Here is a 20,047-nt window from a genome sequence, read left to right on the forward strand (position 1 = left end):
GCTTCACGCCGGTCGCCAGTCCCCAGTCGAACGGAATGTCAGAGGCATTCGTCAAAACCCTGAAACGGGATTACGTGCGCATATCAGCTCTGCCAGACGCCGAAACGGCGCTCCGGCTCATCGACGGATGGATCGAAGACTACAACGAAATCCATCCCCATTCCGCACTCAAGATGGCTTCCCCTCGGCAGTTCATCAGGGCTAAATCAAACTAGCCGATCTGTCCGGTGAAATGGGGAGCACTCCACTCAGGGGTGTCCTTAATTTTAAGGAGACCCCATGTTGATGCACGGATCGGTGCCGTTCGGAATCAGGGGGTTAGCACTGAACGCAATTTTGCGCCGAGTAAACTCACAGGCTTGCCGTGCCTATGGGATTGCGTGAGGCTGGGTATCAGTGAGGATTGACGGCTGCAGCCAGGCCGACGGCCTCCGTAGGGTCCTCAGCCACAGATTCGTCCGCCTCTTCGTCGATTTCCCGCTCGGCCTGAAGCCAGTGGCCAAGACTGCGGCTATCGAGCGACCCTTCTTTCTGCCAGAGCTCAAAGGCCCTGGCTTTGATCCGGCGTTCTCTCTCGTCGATCATGGCGATTACCTGAGGCCGAAGAAGGACAGGATGGCAACTACGATGACGACAAGCCCGACGATGTAAATGATCTGGTTCATTGTGGGTCTCCTGTTAGGGAGACGCAACGCTGGCGCTCTGAGGATGTTCCTGGGAAAACCGCCTGCCGCCACAATGGAGGGCGCATGACGTGGCTGAAAGTCATGCCGGTCGGGCAGAATTTACCTCATCCGATGTTGAGAGATGTCTCGGATCTTGCGATTAGTTTGCAGGTTGACGGTTTCAAGGATGCGGTCAGACCTAAATGTGCGCCTCTCGTCGCGAAGGTAGCACCAGCAGTCGTAGTAAATCACTGCCGCTCTCTGGCGCCATGTATGAACATAGATGTCACGAGTCGTCACAACGCCGTCCTCGTCGGCATAGGTGATGCGATATTCCGGACGCGCAATATCGTCGAAGCGATACGCATTCGGATCATACTCTCGTGCCGATATGCTTGTTTGGACAACAAGACCACGAGAGTGAGCGGATTCATCTCGGTTTTCTGCCCGCTCTCGCCTCCGAAGAAATAGCGTGTAAAGAATGTACGCAGCGAGTAATCCGAATGCCCACCACATGATCGCCCCATAGCCCCTCTTCAATCTAGAGTCGAGTTGCGGGTTAGCGCAACAACAAACTTGGGTTCATCGCGTCGGGAACGCGATCGAGCTAGACCAGATGGACAAATTTCGACCACGCAGCCCTAATGGCTTGGCCTTCTACCTAGGAGCTACCCCTGCCGATCCCGCAGACGGACGCCTGGCCCGTTTCCATTCTGGTCGATGAAAATAATGCCGGCTCCCTCCAGGGCGGCGCGAATTGCGTTCACGTTGTTGGCGATTGGCTTACGCTTTCCCGATTCAAAGTCCCGCAGGGTGGAGGGTGAAACGCCGGCCTCGTTTGCCAGATGGGGTTGGGTCCACTCAAGAAGTGCACGGGCGGCCCTGCATTGCGCCGGATACATACTCGTCCTCAATAAAAAACAACAAGGTCATTATTTTATGTTGACTTTGTCGTGACGTTGGTGTTTTCTAATGACATACACGCTTAGCAACGTCAACGAGGAGACGCCCATGCACATCCAGCCAACCATCCCCGACAGAAGATTGGAACCGCGCCGGTTGCTTCCGAGAAGACAGCCGCCTTTCCATTATGACCAGGCGGCTGCCAGCGAAATTCCCAGGATGGCGGCCCTGGCTTTGCAGATGAATCAGACCATGCGTACATTTCAGCCGATGCCTGACGCCGCAATGGACGGCCTGAACGATGGCCACACCGCAGTTGTGGAAGCCCTTGCGGCGGAACCGGTCTCGACGTCGGCGGACATCGCGGACAAGCTGCGTGTGCTGGCTGACCTCATTGAGACCGACGCTGGCGGCGTGCTCGCGTTGGAACCGTTGATGCTCCAGGCCACGCTGCATGATCTGGGCGCGTTCCGCATCCGCGAGGCGATCGCCGAAGGGTACGGCTCCGTTGAGACCATCTACGGCGAGCTTCTACAACTGCGGGCCGGCGAGTTCGGCAAGATCGACCGCACCACATAAGTTTTTCAGGTCCGCTTCGGCGGATGGCCTGTCGCGTGAACACGGCGGGCCGGGTGTCGCCGGGCGCGTAGTAACGTCCGCGGCACCCACAGTTTGCCAGCCGTGCGCCGCATGTCCGGCTGGCTCTTACCCCCAGCGCGCCCTCGGGCTGCGCGGGGGTCTTTATCTCACCAGTTTACCACAGCCTTGAGCGCGACTACCACCGCCCCAACACGTGCGGCGCGCTCGGCGAACATTGCAACTGCCACCCGCTCGAAGAGCTTTGCCGCGCTACCGCTCTCCATCTGGGGCAGCGGCACCACGATGAAAGGAGATCGAATGAGACATCTAGCAAATGATACACCGCGCATCAGCCTCAGTCCGCAAATTAGGATCTGAGATGATCCCGTCACCAGCTAACGACAACGTTCAGCCTGACGTTCCGGTCAGGCTGGCAGATATCCTTCCCATCGCTTTCCCCTACGGAGGCATGTCGGTAAGCGGTCTTCGCAAGGAGGCCGCTCGCGGCCGTCTCGTGCTTATGCGGATCGCAGGGAAAGACTTCACGACGATGCGATCGATAGAGGAGATGAAGGAGCAATGTCGCGTGCCCGCAAACCAGCCAGGCTTTGGCTCCGCCCGGCCGACAAGGACCGAGAAGCCGTCTGGCTTATCCTCGACGGGGGGAAGCAGTTCCGCACAGGCTGCGGTCAGCATGATCGTACAGGAGCTGAGAAAGCGCTAGCGGAGCATATCGGAAGGCAGTTCCTTGCTGAGGCTCCCAAGCGAAACCGGGCAGCGTCCGAAGTGGCGATCGCCGAGGTGCTGGCGCACTATCTCTCCTTGAAGAAAGACACGGCGACCCGGCCTAAGGAACTCGCGGCGCGTGCCGAGAACCTTATGGCGTTCTGGGGTGACAAAACCCTCGACGACATTACGAGCGGCACCTGTACCGAGTACGTGCGCCGCCGCGGGAATCAAAATGGTTCCCGGCGTGAACTGGAGGATCTACGCGCCGCGTGCCGCCAGGCCATCGCCGACAATGTCACGCGCCAATCTGTAACCGTTACCCTGCCGCCAAAGGCCAAAGGGAGGGTTAAGCACCTAGACCGCTCGACCCTAGCCGAGCTTATTTGGGCCGCCTATCGCAAAAGGGGAAGATACCGCGGCAACCCAAACAAGCGGAAGCCTACAGTCCACATCGCGCGGTTTGCTCTGGCTGCGGTGTACACCGGCAGTCGCTCATCGCGGATATGGCAGGCATCGTTCGTGAAGGAGCAGGGCCGCCCGTATATCGATCTGGATGCCGGTGTGTTCTATCGCGCTTGGGAAGGAGAGATTGTAGCCGGCAACAAGCGAGCTCCGCCGATCCGCCTTCCTGCTCGTCTGCTCGCTCATATGAGGCGGTGGCATGCGAAGGGTGCCAAATATGTCGTCGAGTACAATGGCAAGCCCGCGGACCCCAAGCGAGCCTTCCGAAACCTCGTCGATGAGGTGCTGGGTGAGGGCGCCGAAGGCGTCGTCCGGCACACCCTGCGGCACACCGCGGCCACGTGGCTCATGCAGGCAGCTACCGACAAGTGGGAGGCGTCTGGCTATCTGGGGATGACTCTGGAGACGCTAGAGAAGACCTACGGCCATCACCACCCGGATCATCAGGCTGGTGTAGGCGAAGCATTCACAACCGGGAGGGCAGGGCGAATGAAGTAGCAATCATTGCCGTATTCGTTGCCGTGATTTTTTCTGAAGGGGTTCGGGAAAGTTTGAAACCGCTGAGAATTGAGGGTTTCAGCTGGTCGGAGTGGAGTGATTCGAACACTCGACCCCCACGTCCCGAACGTGGTGCGCTACCAGACTGCGCTACACTCCGTGACCAGCGGCGCCTCTATAGAACAGGCTCAGCCGTTCGACAAGCGGAAAAGTTCAAAAAAATCCGCGATCTTGGGGAAAGCCCGGGGAGGCCGCGGGATTTTTCTCGCACGTGCTCAAATCGCAGCCCGGGGACGGCGTGGGCTTGTGTCGCGAGATGGAAATGCGGGCCGTGCGGCCGGCCGTTACACCCGCCGGTACCCACCCTTGGTGGAACAAAATCGCGGTGCGCGCATTCCTCGTCCAACGCAATAAAGGAAAGGAAACAACCATGGCTCGCGCTTTTATTCTCTGGTTGATGGGCGTTCCGCTCTTCGCAGTCCTGCTGATCTGGTACTTCTTCTTCTGAGGATTTTCAGATCGGCCGCCGCACAGGCGCCGGAGCCCGGACCATGACAGGCACCCTCGCACCAGGCTTGCTGGCGAAGGGTGCCTTTCTTTTGCGTAGCCAAAACGAAAAGCGGCGCCCGAGGGGCGCCGCTTCTGCGTCTATCGATGGACGGCGACCTATTCGTCCAGATCGCCCAGGATTTCCGCGGCGCGTCCGGCGGTGGTGTGGCGAATGTCCACATCCTGGCGGCGGCTTGCGAAGAGTTCGCTCGCCATGATCTTTTCCGCGAGATCGGCGGGCAGCGAGAGCAGCACGCGCTGGTCGTCCTTGTGGATGCCGCCCAGTTCGGAGCGCCGCCCCGTGATCATGCCGCCGGCCACCGTGTTGTTGGTGTCGGGGTCGATCAGGATGAAGGCGCCGGTCGTGCGGTTCTGCTCGTAGGTATCGAAGATCGCCTGCTCGTCGAAGGCGAGATGCACCTTGCCGATGGCGTTCATGCCGAGCCGCTCGGCGGTGCTCCATTTCGACGTCTTCAGGTCGAGCTGGCTCACGGGCTCGATGAGCACGCGCTGGCGGCGCGAGCCGCTTTTCAGCCAGTAGCGCTTGCCCGGCTCGATGCCCTCGGGCTGCAGCGCCACGATCTGCGCGTCGAAGCCGCGGCCGGTCATCGGCTGGCTGTCGATGGCCACGATCATGTCGCCGCGCGACACGTCGACCTGCCGGTCGAGCACGAGCGTGATGGCATCGCCCGCGACGGCCGCATTGCGCACGAGGTCGAAGGTCACGATCTTGGTGACGTTCGCCACCATGCCGGACGGCAGGACGACGACCGAATCGCCCGGCTTCACCGAGCCGCCGGCGACCGTGCCCTGGTAGCCGCGGAAGCTTTCGCCCGGGCGCGAGACGCGCTGCACCGGCAGGCGGAAGCCCACGGTCTGGTTGGAGCGCGTGGTGGCCTTTTCCAGCGTCTCGACGAGCGTCGGGCCGTCATACCAGGGCATGCTGGCGCGGCCGTCATAAACGACGTTTTCGCCTTTCAGCGCCGACATCGGAATGGCGGTGATCTGCGTCACGCCGAGCGTCAGCGCGAACTCCTTGAAATCATGCACGATCTCCAGGAAGCGGGCGCGCTCGTAATTCGTCAGGTCGATCTTGTTGACGGCGAGCACGAACTGCCGGATGCCCATCAGCGAAGCGATGGTGGCATGGCGGCGCGTCTGCTCGAGAATGCCCGCGCGGGCATCGACCAAGAGCACGGCAAGGTCCGCCGTGGAGGCGCCGGTGGCCATGTTGCGGGTATACTGCTCGTGGCCGGGCGTATCGGCGACGATGAACGAGCGGCGGTCCGTCGAGAAGTAGCGATAGGCCACGTCGATGGTGATGCCCTGCTCGCGTTCGGCCTGGAGGCCGTCCAGCAGCAGCGCGAAATCGGGCAGGCCGAGATCGTTCTGCTTGCCGCTGTCGCGGTGCAGCGTCGCGGCCTGGTCTTCCTTGACGGCCTTGGTATCCCAGAGCAGGCGGCCGATCAGCGTCGACTTGCCGTCGTCGACCGAGCCGCAGGTGATGAGGCGAAGCGGGCGGGAATCGCGGATCGCGCGGGCCTGTTCAGCGGCCGGCGCTTCGATCGGAAGCACTTCGGCGGTTGCAGTGGCGGAAACGGTCATCTCAGAAATACCCTTCGCGTTTCTTCTTTTCCATGGAGCCGGACTGGTCGCGGTCGATCGCGCGGCCCTGGCGTTCGGAGACGGTGGCCGTCTCCAGCTCGGCGATGATGTCGTCGAGCGTGGTGGCGTTGGAGCGGATGGCGCCGGTCAGCGGGAAGCAGCCGAGCGTGCGGAAGCGGATGACGCCCTCCTGTCGCACTTCGCCGGGCAGCAGCTCCAGGCGCGGGTCCTCGGCCATGATCATCATGCCGTCGCGCTCCACGAAGGGGCGCTTCTTCGCGAAATAGAGCGGCACGATCGGGATATCCTCGGCCTGGATGTAGCGCCAGATATCGACTTCGGTCCAGTTGGAGAGCGGGAAGGCGCGCACGCTCTCGCCCTGGCGGATCATGCCGTTATAGATGTTCCACAGTTCCGGGCGCTGGTTGCGCGGGTCCCAGCGATGGTCGGGCGTGCGGAACGAGTAGATGCGCTCCTTGGCGCGCGAGGCTTCCTCGTCGCGGCGCGCGCCGCCGAACGCCGCGTCGTATTTGCCGGCATCGAGCGCCTGGCGCAGCGACTCGGTCTTCATGATGTCGGTATAGAGCGCCGAGCCGTGCGTGAAGGGCGTGACGTTTTCGGCCGCACCGCGCGGATTGATGTGCTCGATCAGGTCGAGATCGTATTCCTTCACGATGTTGTCGCGGAAGGCGATCATCTCGGCGAACTTCCAGCCCGTGTTGACGTGCAGCAGCGGGAAGGGCACGCGGCCGGGATAGAACGCCTTGCGCGCCAGATGCAGCAGGACGGAACTGTCCTTGCCGATGGAATAGAGCATGACGGGGCGCTCGAATTCGGCAGCGACCTCGCGGAAGATGTGGATCGCCTCGTTTTCCAGCGCCTTGAGGTGCGGATCGAGCGGCGGCTTGGGCGTTGCGTTCTGCTTCGCTTCCGCCTCGTTACGGATGTCGGACATGGAAATTCTAAACTCCGGATGGGGCGCCTTGGGAGGGCGGGTGTCTGTCAGGCGGCGCTCGGGGCCGGGATGGTGGAAGCGGCGGCCTCATGGACGTGCAGGCCGCATTCGCGCTTCTCGTCGTTTTCCCACCACCAGCGGCCGGCGCGCTCGGGCTCGCCGGGCTTGATGGCGCGCGTACAGGGCTCGCAGCCGATCGAGGGATAGCCGCGATTGTGCATCGGGTTCACCGGCACGGCATTGTCGGCGACATAGGCCTTGATGCGGTCGATGTCCCAATCCGCCAGCGGATTGATCTTGATCAGGTTGCGATCGGCATCGAATTCGGCGAAGGGCGTGTCCGCGCGATTGCCGGACTGGCCGCGGCGCAGGCCGGTGATCCAGAAGGATGCCCCTTCAAGTGCACGCGCAAGCGGCTTCAGCTTGCGCACGCCGCAACAGGCGTGGCGGGCTTCCACGCTCTCGTAGAAGCCGTTGAGGCCGTACTTCGCCGCATAGGCGTCGATATCGTCCTGCGCGGGAACGTAGCGGGCGATGGTGATGCCGTACTGGCCTTCGGTCTCGTCGATGAGATCGACGGTTTCCTTGAAGAGGCGTCCGGTCTCCAGCGTCACGACATCGATGTCCAGCCGCTCGGTGCCGATGGCCGCCGTGATGACCTGGTCCTCGATGCCGAGGCTGGTGGTGAACACGGCGCGGCCGCCAAGCTCGGCCACGAATGCGAGGCGCCCGGCAAGGTCGAGGCCTGCGAGTTTGTCATTGAGGGCCTGCGCGGTCCCGTTTCCGGTGAGAGCAGTCATTGCGTTCCATGCCTTTGCGAGAATTTGCCGGATTATCGCAGGAGCAGGGACACCGAGACAGCAAAACGGGTTTCTCAAATGTCGGCGCAGGAGCAAATATCTCTCCATTCGCCAGGAAGAGAAGAAATACTGCCGCCGGGAAAGCTTTGATATTATTCTATAAAATTAGTGGATTATCAGGCGTATTCTTGCGGATGGGAGCGGCGGCTGTAGGATTACCTCTCACCCCGACCTTCCACCGGCACGCCGGCAGAGGAGATTTGCCCCACTCGACGTTGAAGAATTGAGAAAACCACGCGGCATATCTCCTTCTCCCCGCCTGCGGGGAGAAGGTGGCCGTCAGGCCTGACGAAAGGCAAGCCCTCTCGTTACCGATCGCTCACCGCCGCGCGCGGATTGACCCAGGGCTCCTGGTTGGAGCGGGCAAGCGGCTGGCGGCCGAGGATGTGGTCGGCGGCCTTCTCGCCGGTCATGATCGACGGGGCGTTGAGGTTGCCGTAGGTGACATGCGGGAAGATCGACGAGTCGGCCACGCGCAGGCCATCCACGCCGATGACGCGGGTCTGCGGGTCGACCACCGCCATCGGATCGTCGGCCGCGCCCATGCGGCAGGTGCCGCAGGGGTGGTAGGCGCTTTCCAGATGTTCGCGCAGGAAGGCGTCGATCTGCTCGTCCGTCTCGACGGCCGCGCCCGGCTGGATCTCCGGGCCGCGGAACTCGTCGAAGGCCTTCTGGCCGAAGATCTCGCGCGTCAGGCGCACGCAGTGGCGGAACTTGATCCAGTCTTCCTCGTGGCTCATGTAGTTGAACCGGATGACGGGATCGGCCATCGGGTCGGCGGACCTGAGCGTCACGTTGCCGCGCGATTTCGACAGGTTGTAGCCGACATGCACCTGGAAGCCGTGGCTCTTGGCCGCCGCCTTGCCGTCGTAGGAGATCGCGACGGGCAGGAAGTGATACTGGATGTCCGGCTGCTTCAGCCCCGGCGCGGAACGCAGGAAGGCGCAGGCCTCGAACTGGTTGGAGGCGCCGAGCCCGCCCTTGGACAGCAGCCATTGCGCGCCCGCCACGCCCTGCCAGAACCACGGCAGCCAGGAATAGAGCGAGACCGGCTTGGTGGAGATCTGCTGGAAGTAGAACTCCATATGGTCCTGAAGGTTGGCGCCGACGCCCGGCCGGTCGATCTTCACTTCGATGCCCATGTCCTTCAGGTGCTGCGCCGGGCCGATGCCGGACAGCATGAGCAGCTTGGGCGAGTTGAAGGAGGAGGCCGAGACGATGACCTCCTTGTTGGCCCGCACCACCTCGACGACGCCGTTGCGCTCGATCTCGACGCCCACGGCCCGGCCGTTCTCGATGACGATCTTGCGCGCGAAGCACCGCACCAGCGACACGTTCGGCCGCTTCATGGCAGGCCGCAGATAGGCATTGGCCGCAGACCAGCGCCGGCCGTTGTGGATGGTCTGCTCCATCAGGCCGAAGCCTTCCTGCTTGGAGCCGTTGTAGTCCTCGGTCATCTCGAAGCCGGCCTGCTGGCCCGCCTGGATGAAGGCGTGGAACAGCGGGTTCGTCATGGGGCCGCGCTGCACGTGCAGCGGCCCGTCGGTGCCGCGCCAGCCGGCCTCGCCGCCATGCGAGGTCTCCATGCGCTTGTAGTAGGGCAGCACGTCCGCATAGGCCCAGCCCTGTGCGCCGAGCTCCTCCCAGCGGTTGAAGTCCTCCGCATGGCCGCGCACATAGACGAGGCCGTTGATGGAGGACGAGCCGCCCATCACCTTGCCGCGCGGCGCGGTGATGCGCCGGTTGTTGAGGTTCGGCTCGGGCTCGGAGAGATAACCCCAGTTGTAGCGCTTCATGCTCATCGGCCACGCCAGCGCCGCCGGCATCTGGATGAACGGCCCGATATCCGAGCCGCCGTATTCCAGCACCATGACCGTATGCTTGCCGTCTTCCGAAAGCCGGTAGGCAATGGCCGAACCGGCCGAGCCGGACCCGATGATGATATAGTCTGCGTTCTGCATGGCGTCAGTGCCTCGTCCGGCCGTGATCATAGTTTATAGCGATGCCGGCATTGCTGCCGTCATCGCTAATTGCTATAATTCGTTGATGAAGGAAATTCGCTTCAGAAGAGCCGCGGATCAGGCGCTGCAACGTATGCAGCCGAAAAGAAGAGCCGCAATTCTCGATAAGCTTCGCGCTTATGCGCGAGGCGAAGTCGTTGATATCAAGAAAATGAAAGGCAAGCCGTTCTTTCGTATCCGTGTCGGCGGCGATCGCGTCATCATCGATGACGAAGGCACCGTCGTTATGGTGATCGATGCGGGACCGCGCGGCAGCATCTACAAGGAGTAAAACCGGATGGGCGATATCCAGAGATTGACCATTGATGGCAAATCCTACGTGCTCCTCAGTGAGGACGATTATGAGGACCTCGTCGACGGACTGCGTGCGGAAGCCGCGATGGCCGGCGTTCGGGCCGGCGAGGAAACGTGGCCGATGGAACTTGTCGAAGCCAAGTCCAACGGCGAAAATCCCGTCCGCCTCTACAGGACGTATCGCAAGATGACGATAACCGAGCTCGCCGATGCAGCGGGCATCTCCCAGCCCTATCTTTCCGAGATCGAGGCTGGCAGGAAGACCGGCTCTGTCGATGTCCTGAGACGCATCTGCAAGGTACTTCGCATCGACCTCGAAGACCTTTTCGTCAACATGAAGGACGATTGAGGCACCCATCTCAATACGGCGCCTCGACCTTGCCCATGGAGACGTAGACCGTCTTCAGCTCCGAATAGTGTTCCAGCGCGGCGAGCGAGTTCTCGCGGCCGAAGCCGGATTGCTTGGAGCCGCCGAAGGGGATTTCCACGGGGGCGAGGTTGTAGGTGTTGATCCACAGCGTGCCGGCCTCCAGCTGGTCGACCACGCGGTGGGCGCGGGTGATGTCGGACGTGAAGACGCCGCCGGACAGGCCGAATTCCGTGGCGTTGCCGCGTTCGATGACCTCGTCTTCATGATCGAAGTCCAGCACGCACATGACCGGCCCGAAGATTTCCTCGCGCGCGATGGTCATGTCGTCGGTGACGTCGGCGAAGACGGTCGGCTGGATATAGGTGCCTTCGGCCGAAACATCGTTCGGAATGCCGCCGCCGGTCAGAAGCGTCGCGCCCTCGGCCTTGCCCTTTTCGATATAGTCGAGAACCTTGTCGCGCTGCGCCTTCGAGACCATCGGGCCGAGCTGGGTCGCTTCGTCTAGGGGATCGCCGATGACGATCTTTTCCGTGCGCTCCTTCAGGCGGGAGAGGAACCTGTCCTTGATGCCCTTCTGCACGAAGACGCGGGTTCCGTTCGAGCAGACCTGGCCCGTCGAGTAGAAGTTGCCGAGCATCGCGCCCCCGATGGCGCTTTCGAGATCGGCATCGTCGAAGACGATGAGTGGCGACTTGCCGCCGAGCTCCATCGTCACGTGTTTAAGGTCGGAAGCCGCGGCGCCCGCCACTTTCTTGCCCGTCGGCACGGAGCCGGTCAGCGAGACCTTGGCGACGTCCTTGTGGTTGACGAGCAGCGGCCCGGTCGAACGGTCGCCCTGGATGACGTTGTAGAGCCCCTTCGGCAGGCCGGCCTCGATCAGGATCTCGGCGATCTTCAGCGCGCCGAGCGGCGTGTTTTCCGAGGGCTTGAAGACCATGGCATTGCCGCAGACCAGCGCCGGCGCGCCCTTCCAGCAGGCGATCTGCTGGGGATAGTTCCAGGCGCCGATGCCCACGCACACGCCGAGCGGCACGCGCTTGGTGAAGGCGAAATCCTGGCCGAGCGGGATGTAATCGCCGTTGAGGCCCGCCGCCGCGATGCCGCCGAAGAATTCGAAGGCGTCCGCACCGGAGGTCGGATCGGCGATGATGGTTTCCTGGATCGGCTTGCCGGTGTCGAGCGTCTCCAGTTCGGAAAGCTCGCGGTTGCGTTCCCGCATGATTTCGGCGGCGCGCTTGAGGACGCGGCCGCGCGCCGTCGGGCTCATCGCCGCCCATTCCTTCTGCGCCCGCTTGGCGGATGCAATGGCCTTCTCCACGATGGCCGGCGTTGCCGCATGCAACTTCGCGATCACCTCGCCGGTGGCGGGGTAGATGCTCTCGAAGGGCGTGCCGGCGGCATCCTCGATATACTCGCCATCGATGAAGTGCGATGCTTTCGGTTGGGCTCTCATGTCATTCTCCCCGCGGGTAGCGTTTGGATTCCTCGAGATTGTCGAGGTTCATGTGGTTGCGCATGTAGCGCTCGGATGCCTTTTGCAGCGGCTGGTGATCCCAGGGATAATAGCTGCCGTTGCGCAGCGCCTCGTAGACCACCCAGCGCCGCGCCTGGCTTTCGCGCACGGCTGCATCGAAGGCGGCCATGTCCCAGCGCGCCTCGCGCATCTGGCGGAAGGCATCGAGCGTCGCCTTGACGACGCTGTCCTCTGATATCGCGAGGTTGTTGAGTTCGTGCGGATCGGCGTCCAGGTCGTAGAGCTGTTCGGGATCGAGTTCGCAGTGAATGTATTTCCACTTGCCCTCACGGATGCCGACGATAGGCGCATAGGAAGCTTCGGCGGCATATTCCATCAGCACGGGCGTCGTGCGCTCCGCGCCGTTGATGACGGGCAGCAGGCTCTCGCCGTCCGTCCAGGGCATCACCGCGTCCATGGAAATGCCGGCGAGGTCGCAGAGCGTCGGCGTCACGTCGAGATTGGAGGAGGGGGCAAGATGCAGGCCGGGCGTCACGCCGGGACCCGATATCATCAGCGGCACGCGGGCGGACCCCTCGAAGAAATTCATCTTGAACCACAGGCCGCGCTCGCCCAGCATGTCGCCATGGTCCGAGCAGAACAGGATCAGGGTGCGGTCCAGCATGCGCGTGCGCGTCAGCGTGTCGACGAGTTCGCCGACCTTCTCGTCGAGATAGGAGATGTTGGCGAAATAGGCCTGGCGCGAGCGGCGCACATGCTCGCCGGTGATGGCGAACTTGGCATAGTCGCAGGAGTGCAGGATGCGGGCGGAATGCGGGTCCTGTTCGTCCAGCATGCCGACGTCGGGCAGCAGGTGCTCGCAGTCCTCGTAGAGGTCCCAGAATTTCTTGCGCGCCACATAGGGGTCGTGCGGATGGGTGAAGGAGACGGTAAGGCACCAGGGACGCCGCGCCTCGTCGTCGTTTTCGCGCGAGAGCTGGTAGAGCTTCTGGTTGGCGAGGAAGGCGACCTCGTCGTCATATTCCATCTGGTTGGTGATCTCGGCGACACCCGCGCCCGTCACCGAACCCATATTGTGATACCACCAGTCGATCCGCTCGCCCGGCTTGCGATAGTCCGGCGTCCAGCCGAAATCGGCGGGATAGATATCCGTCGTCAGCCGCTCCTCGAAACCGTGCAACTGGTCCGGCCCGACGAAATGCATCTTGCCCGACAGCGCCGTGTAATAGCCGGCGCGGCGCAGGTGATGCGCGAAGGTCGGGATGGAGGAGATGTATTCGGCCGCATTGTCATAGACCTGCGTACGGCTCGGCAGCTGGCCGGCCATGAAGGAGGCGCGGGCAGGGGCGCAGAGCGGCGAGGAGGTATAGTTGTTGCGAAACCGCGCGGAATGCGCGGCAAGCGCCTTCATGTGCGGCGCATGCAGCCAGTCCGCCGGACCATCCGGAAACAGCGTCCCGTTGAGCTGGTCGACCATGATGATCAGGATATTCGGCTTGGCGGTCACGGACAGGTCCTTGCGTAATGAAACGTTGGTCTCGAATGTCTATCGCGGCTGTATGACGGGTGCGCGTTTGCCCGCGTCGGCGGCCGCAACGCCTGCGACGGCGGCGAGCTGCGCGTCCACATAACTCTCGGTCAGCACAATGGAGGATTCGATGCTGACGGGTGCGGAGCGAAGACCCTGCCGGAGATAGAGCCCGTCGATCATCGCCGCCGCGCCGTCGGCGATGGCGGCGGCTTCCTGTGGTGTGCACAGCCGCTTCAGGCTCGACAGCAGGTTGGAATTCAGCCGCCGCGCATAGACGACGAGGAGGCGCCGCACCTCTTCCGAGCGTTGCGCCTCGGTATAGAAGGCAAGCCACGCCGCCACCGTCTCCGGTGCGAACTGGTGCGCCTGGAAATTGACGCGGATGACAGCCGAAATCCTGTCGCGCGGCGTTGCGGCTTGCCGAAGCCCTGCCACGGCGTCCTCGCGAAGTGTGCGCAACAGGCTGCGGATCGTCTCGATGACCAGCTGTTCCTTGGAGCCGAAATAGTGATGCGCAAGCGCCGGCGACACGCCGGCATGACGGGCGATCTCCGACATGCTTACGGTGAGCGAGCCATGGTCGCCGACGGCCCGCAACGTGGCGTCCACCAGCGCCTTGCGGCGTAACGGCTCCATTCCGATCTTGGGCATCGCGGTCTCCTGACGTTCATCAAGAATATTTTTAATTGATCGATCAATCAATAAAAAAGTCAGAGCCGTTCACACCGCAGTCAGATGTCGTGACGCGACCGTTTTTCGTGCTAGGGTCGGGCGTTCTCATCCATTCTTCGAGGTGCATCATGGTCCTCTCCCCTGGAATGAACCCCCTCTCCGAAGTGCGCGCGAAATGGGGCTGGTTCGTCGCCCTCGGCGTCGTCCTGCTCGTCTTCGGCGGCATCGCCGCGGCCAATCTCTTCATCGCCACCGTCGCCTCCGTCTATTATGTCGGCATGCTGATGATCGTCGGCGGCGCGGTGCATCTGGCCCATGCGTTCCAGGTGAAGGCATGGCGCGAGACGATCGCGTGGGCGCTCAGCGCGCTGCTCTATCTCGCTGCCGGCGTGCTCGCCTTCGTCAATCCCATCCTGACATCGGCGGTGCTGACGCTGCTGATGGCGGCGGCGCTGCTGGTGGCTGGCCTCTTCCGCATCTTCGCGGCGTTTCGCGTGCGGCCGGAAAGCGGCTGGGGCTGGCTCCTGGCCGGCGGTATCGTCACGGCGCTCGCCGGCATCGTGTTCTTCCTCGGCTGGCCGGTCAACAGCCTCTGGCTGCTCGGCCTGTTCCTCGCCTTCGATCTCGCCATGCAGGGCTGGGCGCTCATCGCCTTCGGCCTCGCGCTGCGCAAATAGGCGCCCGACGACCGCCCGCCGCCCGAACGGTGCTGCGGGCGGCGTTTGACACGCCGGAATGCAAAGCCTAGAAATTCCGGCGTGGGATGGGGATGGCGTTCCCCGACAACCGCCGACGATCGGCTGATAGCGCCTGCCGAACCGGCCGATGACGGCCGTCATGGGCAGGCGCATGTCTTGCGGCCGCCCGAGGGCGGTTTTTTGTTGTCCGGATGTCGAAACAGCGGACCATGAGGCAGCACGCATGAACTATCTGATCGTCTTTCTCGGCGCGGGGCTTGGCGGAGCGGGCCGGCATGGGGTGAATGTGCTGGCCGCGCGGCTGGTCGGCACGGCCTTTCCGGCCGGCACGCTCGTCATCAACGTGCTCGGCTGCCTGCTGATGGGCCTGATCGCCGGTGCCTTCGCCTTGCGTGTGAACCTGCCGCAGGAGGCGCGGCTGTTCCTGACCACGGGCATTCTCGGCGGCTTCACCACCTTCTCCGCCTTTTCGCTCGATGCGGCCCTGCTCTGGCAGCGCGGGGAGGCGGGTCTTGCGGCACTTTATGTCGGCGCATCGGTCATTTTTTCGCTGCTCGCCGTCGCCGCCGGGCTCGCGCTGGCGCGCATCATGCTCGCAGGAGGTGCATTGTGAAAGCGATCCTGACGTCGTGGCAGGTCTGGGCGCTCGGTTCGGCGGTCTTTGCGGCACTGACGGCGATCTTCGCCAAGATCGGCATATCGGAGGTCAATTCGGACTTCGCCACCTTCGTGCGCACCGTCGTCATCCTGCTGGCCATCGCGATGATGCTGACGCTTGCCGGCAACTGGCAGGCGCCCGGCACGGTGCCGCTGAAGAGCTGGATCTTCCTCGTTCTCTCGGGCTTGGCGACCGGTGCATCCTGGCTTTGCTATTTCCGCGCGCTGCAGATCGGCAAGGCCGCGCAGGTCGCGCCCGTCGACAAGCTCTCCGTCGTGCTCGTCGCCGTCTTCGCCGTTCTCTTCCTCGGCGAGCAGCTTTCGACCGCCCACTGGATCGCGGTGGTGATGATTGGCGGCGGCGCGTTGCTGCTGGCTTTTCCCATATGACGATTTTCTTTTTCAACCCTTTGTAGTCATTGAAGTTTCATCGAACTGTCACACTACGGAAACGGTTTTTTCAGGGATCGGGCGAGAGACTTCGGCGCAGTGTCAAAGCCCCGGAGCCCACCATGTCCGCCGCCGAACTGCTAGCCCTTCGTCGCTTTGGCGATGGTGAGATCGTCACCCTCGCCAAGCTGGTGATCGAAACGGCATTCCAGCCGATCGTCGAGGCCGCGACCGGCTCGGTCTTCGGCTACGAATCCCTGATGCGCGGCTTCGATCGCCTTGGCTTCCAGTCGCCGCTCGATCTCATCGACCGGGCGCACGAGGCCGGCCAGCTCATGGCGCTGGAGCACATGGTCAACAGCCGGGCGATCGCCGCCTTCGCCGCACTGCCGGATTTCCGCGCCCGCACGCTGTTCGTCAATCTCGATTCCCGCCTCGTGTCGGAAGGATCCGTCCTTGTCGATCGCCTGGCCGGCCATCTGCAACGCGCCGGCATTCCGGCGTCGTCGATCTGCTTTGAAATCTCTGAACGCTTCGACAACGATACCCTGCCGGACTTCGCCGATCTCGTGCGCAAGCTGCGCCTAGCCGGCTTCAAGCTCGCCATCGACGATTTCGGCGTGGGCCATAACGGCCTGAAGCTGCTGTGCGATCACCCGGTGGATTACCTCAAGATCGACCGGCATTTCATTTCCGGCATGGAGGCCGATGCGCGCAAGCGCCATCTCGTGCGCCACACCGTCAATGCCGCCCATGTGCTGGGCACCCGCGTTATCGCGGAAGGCGTGGAGACGGAGGCGGAGTTCATCGCCTGCCGCGACGCCGGCTGCGATCTCGTGCAGGGCTGGTTCATCTCGCGGCCGGTGACCGACTTTTCGGCGCTGAGCCCGGTCTATCCGCAGGTCGACCGCGCAGGCGGCATCCGCCGCAACTCCCGCACGCTCGACAGCATCCTGATCCGCCGCGAGATCGAGCATGTCGCGGTTCTGCGCGAGAATGAAAGCCTGGAAGCCGTCTTCGAGTTTTTCCGGCGCGATCCCAAGCGCACCTTCTTCCCCGTGCTGAACGCCAATGACGAGCCGCGCGGCATCGTGCACGAATATCATGTGAAGGAGCTGAGCTATCATCCCTTCGGCCGCGATCTCCTGAAGAACAAGCTCTACCAGAAGGGCCTCTCGCACTTCGTCACGACGGCGCCGATTGCCGATCTCGACACGCCGGCCGAACAGCTGCTCGACGTGTTCACCGGCATGGGCGGCAACGAATGCGTCATCCTGACAGAGCGCATGCGCTATGCCGGCATCCTCTCGGCATCGTCGCTCATCAAGATCATCAACGAGAAGCGCCTGAAGACGGCGGAAGACCAGAACCCGCTGACCGGGCTGCCGGGCAATCGGTCGATCCGCGATTACCTTCAGGACAAGGCGCTCGACGGCGATCAGCTGCGCTGTCTGTGTTATTTCGACTTCGACAATTTCAAACCGTTCAACGATCACTACGGCTTCCACAAGGGCGATATGGCGCTCTCGCTCTTCGCCTCGCTGCTGCGCCGGGAATTCGTCGGCGACGATGCCTTCATCGGCCATGTCGGCGGCGACGATTTCTTCGCCGGCGTTTCCGGCCGGCCCGTCGTCGACGTGCGCATCATCCTGGAACGCCTGCTTGCCGATTTCAGCCGCGAGGTGCGCCTGTGCTATTCGCCGGAGGATCAGCTCGCCGGCGAAATCCGCGGCCATGACCGCGCGGGCCAGGCCGCGCGTTTTCCGCTCATGCGCTGCTCGGCCGTCGTGCTCGTCGTGCCTGAAGGCGAGATCATCAGCGATGCCGGGCAGATCAGCAGCCGGATCGCCACGCTGAAAGCCGATGCCAAGGCCAGCGCCGTAGGGCTCGTGCTGGCGTCGACATCCGCCCACGGCGAGCCTTTGGCCGGCACTGAGATTTCGTTGCCTTCCTGAAGCTCTGCGAAAACATGCGCAAACCGGGGCAAGCGATTCAAAGGATTCACGCTTTCGGCTAGAATCGCTGCAACAAGGAAGACAGCGCAAACGACCGGGAGGTTTCCATGCCCCATCCAAATTCCATGCTCCATGTCGGCCTGAACGGCTTCGGCGGGCCGGAGGCCATGACCGTGACGGAAGGCCCGGTGCCGCAGCCGAAGGACGGCGAAATCCTCGTGCGCGTCGCGGCGGCCGGCATCAACCGGCCGGACGTGCTCCAGCGCAAGGGCGAGTACCCGCCGCCGCCGGATGCAAGCCCCATCCTCGGCCTGGAGATCGCCGGCGAGGTCGTGGCGGTCGGCAAGGACGTGAAGGGTTACGCGCCGGGTGACATGGTCTGTGCGCTCGCCAATGGCGGCGGCTACGCGCAATATTGCACGGTGCCCGCCGGCCAGGCCCTGCCGTTCCCGAAAGGCTACGATGCGGTGAAGGCCGCGGCGCTGCCGGAGACCTTCTTCACCGTCTGGGCGAACCTCTTCATGATGGCCGGGCTGAAGGAAGGCGAGAGCGTGCTCATCCACGGCGGCTCCAGCGGCATCGGCACGACGGCGATCCAGCTCGCATCCGCGCTTGGCGCGCGCGTCTTCGCGACGGCCGGATCTGCCGAAAAATGCGAGGCCTGCCTTGGCCTCGGCGCAAGCCGCGCCATCAACTATCGCGAAGAGGATTTCGTCGCGGTCATCGCGCAGGAGACGGGCAACGCCGGCGTCGACGTCGTTCTCGACATGATCGGTGCCGCCTATTTCGAGCGGAACCTGAAGTCGCTCGCCCGCGACGGGCGCCTGTCGATGATCGCCTTCCTCGGCGGCGCCGTGGCCGAAAAGGTCAACCTCGTCCCCATCATGACGCGCCGCCTGCATGTCACCGGCTCGGCCATGCGGCCGCGCACGGCGGCGGAAAAGCAGGAGATCCGCGACGCGCTCCTGGCCACGGCCTGGCCGCTTCTGGAAGCCGGGCGCGTCGCCCCGGTCATCCATGCCGTCATGCCGTTCGACAAGGTCGCGGACGCACACCGGATGATGGAAGAGGGCGATCACATCGGCAAGATCGTGCTGACCTTCTGACGGTTACGATTGCGCCCGCTCGATGCGGTCGCGGCCGAGATGTTTGGCGCGATAGAGCGCCCGGTCAGCCCGTTCGAACAGGTCGTCGGCTGCGTTGCCGCAATATTCGGCGACCCCCGCCGACATCGTATAGGTGCAGTCGAGGCCGGGCTGCGGCTCCTCGCGCGGCAGGTGGCGGCGCAGCCGCTCCATCGCGGCCGTCGCCTCGCCAAGGCTCGTGTCGGGCATCAGCACGAGGAATTCCTCGCCGCCCACGCGGGCGAGCATATCGCCGCCGCGCAGGTGCTGCCGGCCGGTGGCCGCGAAATGGCGCAGCACGTCGTCGCCGCGCGCATGGCCGTAACGGTCGTTGATCGATTTGAAATGATCGAGATCGATGAGCGCGAGCGACAGTGCCGTGCAGTTGTGGAAGGCGTGCTGCATGGCGGCATCCAGCCGCTCCATCGCCGCGCGGCGGTTGAAGAGGCCCGTCAGCGGGTCCGTATCCGCCGCGTGCCGCGCCGCCTCGTGCGCGCGCTGCAGCACCTGCTCGTGCGATTTCAGCAGCGTGATATCCGTGAAGACATGCCACAGCCAGCCGCCCGGAAGCAGCGTCTCGTCCGCCTGAAGCCAGCGCTCGTCGCTGGTCTCGATCTCGAAGACACGTTGCGGGCTGCTGCGCCGCTTCAGCCGGGCCATGGCCAGAAAGTCCTCGATCGGGGCCTCCATTTTCGGGCCGACCCGCTCCAGATGACAGTGGCGCATGATGTCGGCGAAGGTGCGCGCCCCGGGCTGCACGTCGAACAGCAGCTTGAAGGCGGTCGAACCGTAGGACAGTTCGTCATTCGGCGAAAACAGCGCGAAGGCGACGCCGGAGGCCTCCAGCCCGGAGAGGATCAGACCCGTCGTCGTGCTGTCACGCAGCAGGGACGGCGGAAGAATCGTCTCCAGCGGCATCTCGCCATGCTCGATCCATCCTTGCCGGCTGTTTTCGCTCATCTTTTCCTCCAGCGACAGAATCGCCGCCCGCCGGTGACGATAGCGGCGCTTTGCACAGGAAGCGAGCAATGTCGTGATTGCGCCGCGCGTTTGTCG

At 63.2% G+C, this 20,047-nt stretch carries 21 protein-coding genes, 1 tRNA gene and 1 riboswitch; of the genes, 11 read left to right on the forward strand and 11 right to left on the reverse strand.

Translation table 11 applies throughout. The features are described 5' to 3' along the window. A partial coding sequence (locus B5M41_RS08925; RefSeq protein ID WP_230640030.1) for an integrase core domain-containing protein occupies positions 1-215 on the forward strand: 215 nt, incomplete at its 5' end. A gap of 178 nt (positions 216-393) precedes the next feature. Here the strand turns inward: B5M41_RS08925 and B5M41_RS08930 are convergent. Both B5M41_RS08930 and B5M41_RS08935 read right to left on the reverse strand, forming a co-directional pair. Beyond that, positions 394-585, reverse strand: coding sequence for a DUF2934 domain-containing protein (locus tag B5M41_RS08930; protein WP_134651771.1), 192 nt, complete (start codon positions 583-585; stop codon positions 394-396). Between the two features lie 748 nt (positions 586-1,333). Continuing rightward, positions 1,334-1,567 (reverse strand): helix-turn-helix domain-containing protein, encoded by a 234-nt coding sequence (locus B5M41_RS08935; protein WP_134651769.1) that lies wholly within the window; start codon positions 1,565-1,567, stop codon positions 1,334-1,336. 109 nt (positions 1,568-1,676) lie between these two features. Here B5M41_RS08935 and B5M41_RS08940 point away from each other — a divergent pair, with 109 nt between their 5' ends. Both B5M41_RS08940 and B5M41_RS08945 read left to right on the forward strand, forming a co-directional pair. After that, complete coding sequence (locus B5M41_RS08940) at positions 1,677-2,147, forward strand: hypothetical protein (RefSeq protein ID WP_134651767.1); 471 nt, start codon at positions 1,677-1,679, stop codon at positions 2,145-2,147. Between the two features lie 579 nt (positions 2,148-2,726). Beyond that, on the forward strand, positions 2,727-3,836 hold the full coding sequence (locus tag B5M41_RS08945) for a site-specific integrase (protein ID WP_134651765.1): 1,110 nt from the start codon (positions 2,727-2,729) through the stop codon (positions 3,834-3,836). Positions 3,837-3,919: 83 nt separating this feature from the next. Here the strand turns inward: B5M41_RS08945 and B5M41_RS08950 are convergent. Further along, a tRNA-Pro gene (locus B5M41_RS08950) sits at positions 3,920-3,996 on the reverse strand. A gap of 111 nt (positions 3,997-4,107) precedes the next feature. Here B5M41_RS08950 and B5M41_RS08955 point away from each other — a divergent pair. After that, entirely contained in the window at positions 4,108-4,344 is a 237-nt protein-coding gene (locus B5M41_RS08955) for a hypothetical protein (protein ID WP_134651763.1), read from the forward strand. A 158-nt stretch (positions 4,345-4,502) separates the two neighbouring features. Here the strand turns inward: B5M41_RS08955 and cysN are convergent, their stop codons facing one another. The 4 genes from cysN to betA all read right to left on the reverse strand — a co-directional run bounded on the left by cysN (position 4,503) and on the right by betA (position 9,766). After that, positions 4,503-5,990 (reverse strand): sulfate adenylyltransferase subunit CysN, encoded by a 1,488-nt coding sequence (cysN, locus tag B5M41_RS08960; protein ID WP_134651761.1) that lies wholly within the window; start codon positions 5,988-5,990, stop codon positions 4,503-4,505. 1 nt (position 5,991) lies between these two features. Continuing rightward, the gene (gene cysD, locus B5M41_RS08965; protein WP_134651759.1) at positions 5,992-6,945 is read right to left on the reverse strand and encodes a sulfate adenylyltransferase subunit CysD; all 954 of its coding nucleotides are present in this window, start codon (positions 6,943-6,945) and stop codon (positions 5,992-5,994) included. A gap of 47 nt (positions 6,946-6,992) precedes the next feature. Beyond that, positions 6,993-7,745, reverse strand: coding sequence for a phosphoadenylyl-sulfate reductase (locus tag B5M41_RS08970; protein WP_134651757.1), 753 nt, complete (start codon positions 7,743-7,745; stop codon positions 6,993-6,995). A gap of 368 nt (positions 7,746-8,113) precedes the next feature. Beyond that, positions 8,114-9,766: a choline dehydrogenase gene (gene betA / locus B5M41_RS08975; protein WP_134651756.1), complete on the reverse strand. Its 1,653-nt coding sequence runs from the start codon at positions 9,764-9,766 to the stop codon at positions 8,114-8,116. On the opposite strand from betA, the gene B5M41_RS08980 reads away from it, so the two are divergent. Beyond that, complete coding sequence (locus B5M41_RS08980) at positions 9,765-10,097, forward strand: type II toxin-antitoxin system RelE family toxin (RefSeq protein WP_230640031.1); 333 nt, start codon at positions 9,765-9,767, stop codon at positions 10,095-10,097. The two genes, betA and B5M41_RS08980, sit on opposite strands and share 2 nt — an antisense overlap. 6 nt (positions 10,098-10,103) lie before the next feature. Next, on the forward strand, positions 10,104-10,469 hold the full coding sequence (locus tag B5M41_RS08985; protein ID WP_134651754.1) for a helix-turn-helix domain-containing protein: 366 nt from the start codon (positions 10,104-10,106) through the stop codon (positions 10,467-10,469). A gap of 10 nt (positions 10,470-10,479) precedes the next feature. Here B5M41_RS08985 and betB read toward each other — a convergent pair whose 3' ends face one another. The 3 genes from betB to betI are packed head-to-tail and all read right to left on the reverse strand — an operon-like array spanning position 10,480 to position 14,146. Further along, positions 10,480-11,943, reverse strand: coding sequence for a betaine-aldehyde dehydrogenase (gene betB, locus B5M41_RS08990; protein WP_134651752.1), 1,464 nt, complete (start codon positions 11,941-11,943; stop codon positions 10,480-10,482). 1 nt (position 11,944) lies between these two features. Continuing rightward, positions 11,945-13,471, reverse strand: a complete 1,527-nt coding sequence (betC, locus tag B5M41_RS08995) for a choline-sulfatase (RefSeq protein WP_134651750.1) — start codon at positions 13,469-13,471, stop codon at positions 11,945-11,947. A gap of 39 nt (positions 13,472-13,510) precedes the next feature. Next, a complete protein-coding gene (gene betI, locus B5M41_RS09000) occupies positions 13,511-14,146 on the reverse strand; it encodes a transcriptional regulator BetI (protein ID WP_134651748.1) in 636 nt (211 codons plus the stop codon). A 149-nt stretch (positions 14,147-14,295) separates the two neighbouring features. Between betI and B5M41_RS09005 the strand changes: the two genes are divergently transcribed. From B5M41_RS09005 to B5M41_RS09025, 5 genes are all read left to right on the forward strand, one after another. Continuing rightward, entirely contained in the window at positions 14,296-14,844 is a 549-nt protein-coding gene (locus B5M41_RS09005; RefSeq protein WP_134651746.1) for an HdeD family acid-resistance protein, read from the forward strand. 79 nt (positions 14,845-14,923) lie between these two features. After that, positions 14,924-14,987: riboswitch (Fluoride riboswitch) on the forward strand. A gap of 101 nt (positions 14,988-15,088) precedes the next feature. Continuing rightward, the gene (gene crcB / locus B5M41_RS09010; protein WP_134651743.1) at positions 15,089-15,478 is read left to right on the forward strand and encodes a fluoride efflux transporter CrcB; all 390 of its coding nucleotides are present in this window, start codon (positions 15,089-15,091) and stop codon (positions 15,476-15,478) included. Beyond that, a complete protein-coding gene (locus tag B5M41_RS09015; protein WP_134651741.1) occupies positions 15,475-15,912 on the forward strand; it encodes an EamA family transporter in 438 nt (145 codons plus the stop codon). The genes crcB and B5M41_RS09015 overlap by 4 nt, the downstream gene beginning before the upstream one ends. A 122-nt stretch (positions 15,913-16,034) precedes the next feature. Then, positions 16,035-17,867, forward strand: a complete 1,833-nt coding sequence (locus B5M41_RS09020) for a bifunctional diguanylate cyclase/phosphodiesterase (protein ID WP_134651739.1) — start codon at positions 16,035-16,037, stop codon at positions 17,865-17,867. Positions 17,868-17,974: 107 nt separating this feature from the next. Then, positions 17,975-18,973, forward strand: coding sequence for an NAD(P)H-quinone oxidoreductase (locus B5M41_RS09025; RefSeq protein WP_134651737.1), 999 nt, complete (start codon positions 17,975-17,977; stop codon positions 18,971-18,973). A gap of 3 nt (positions 18,974-18,976) precedes the next feature. Here B5M41_RS09025 and B5M41_RS09030 read toward each other — a convergent pair whose 3' ends face one another. Continuing rightward, positions 18,977-19,951: a sensor domain-containing diguanylate cyclase gene (locus B5M41_RS09030; protein WP_134651735.1), complete on the reverse strand. Its 975-nt coding sequence runs from the start codon at positions 19,949-19,951 to the stop codon at positions 18,977-18,979. Positions 19,952-20,047: the final 96 nt, after the last annotated feature.

The sequence above is a fragment of the Shinella sumterensis genome (assembly GCF_004514425.2).
Taxonomy (GTDB): Bacteria; Pseudomonadota; Alphaproteobacteria; order Rhizobiales; family Rhizobiaceae; genus Shinella; species Shinella sumterensis.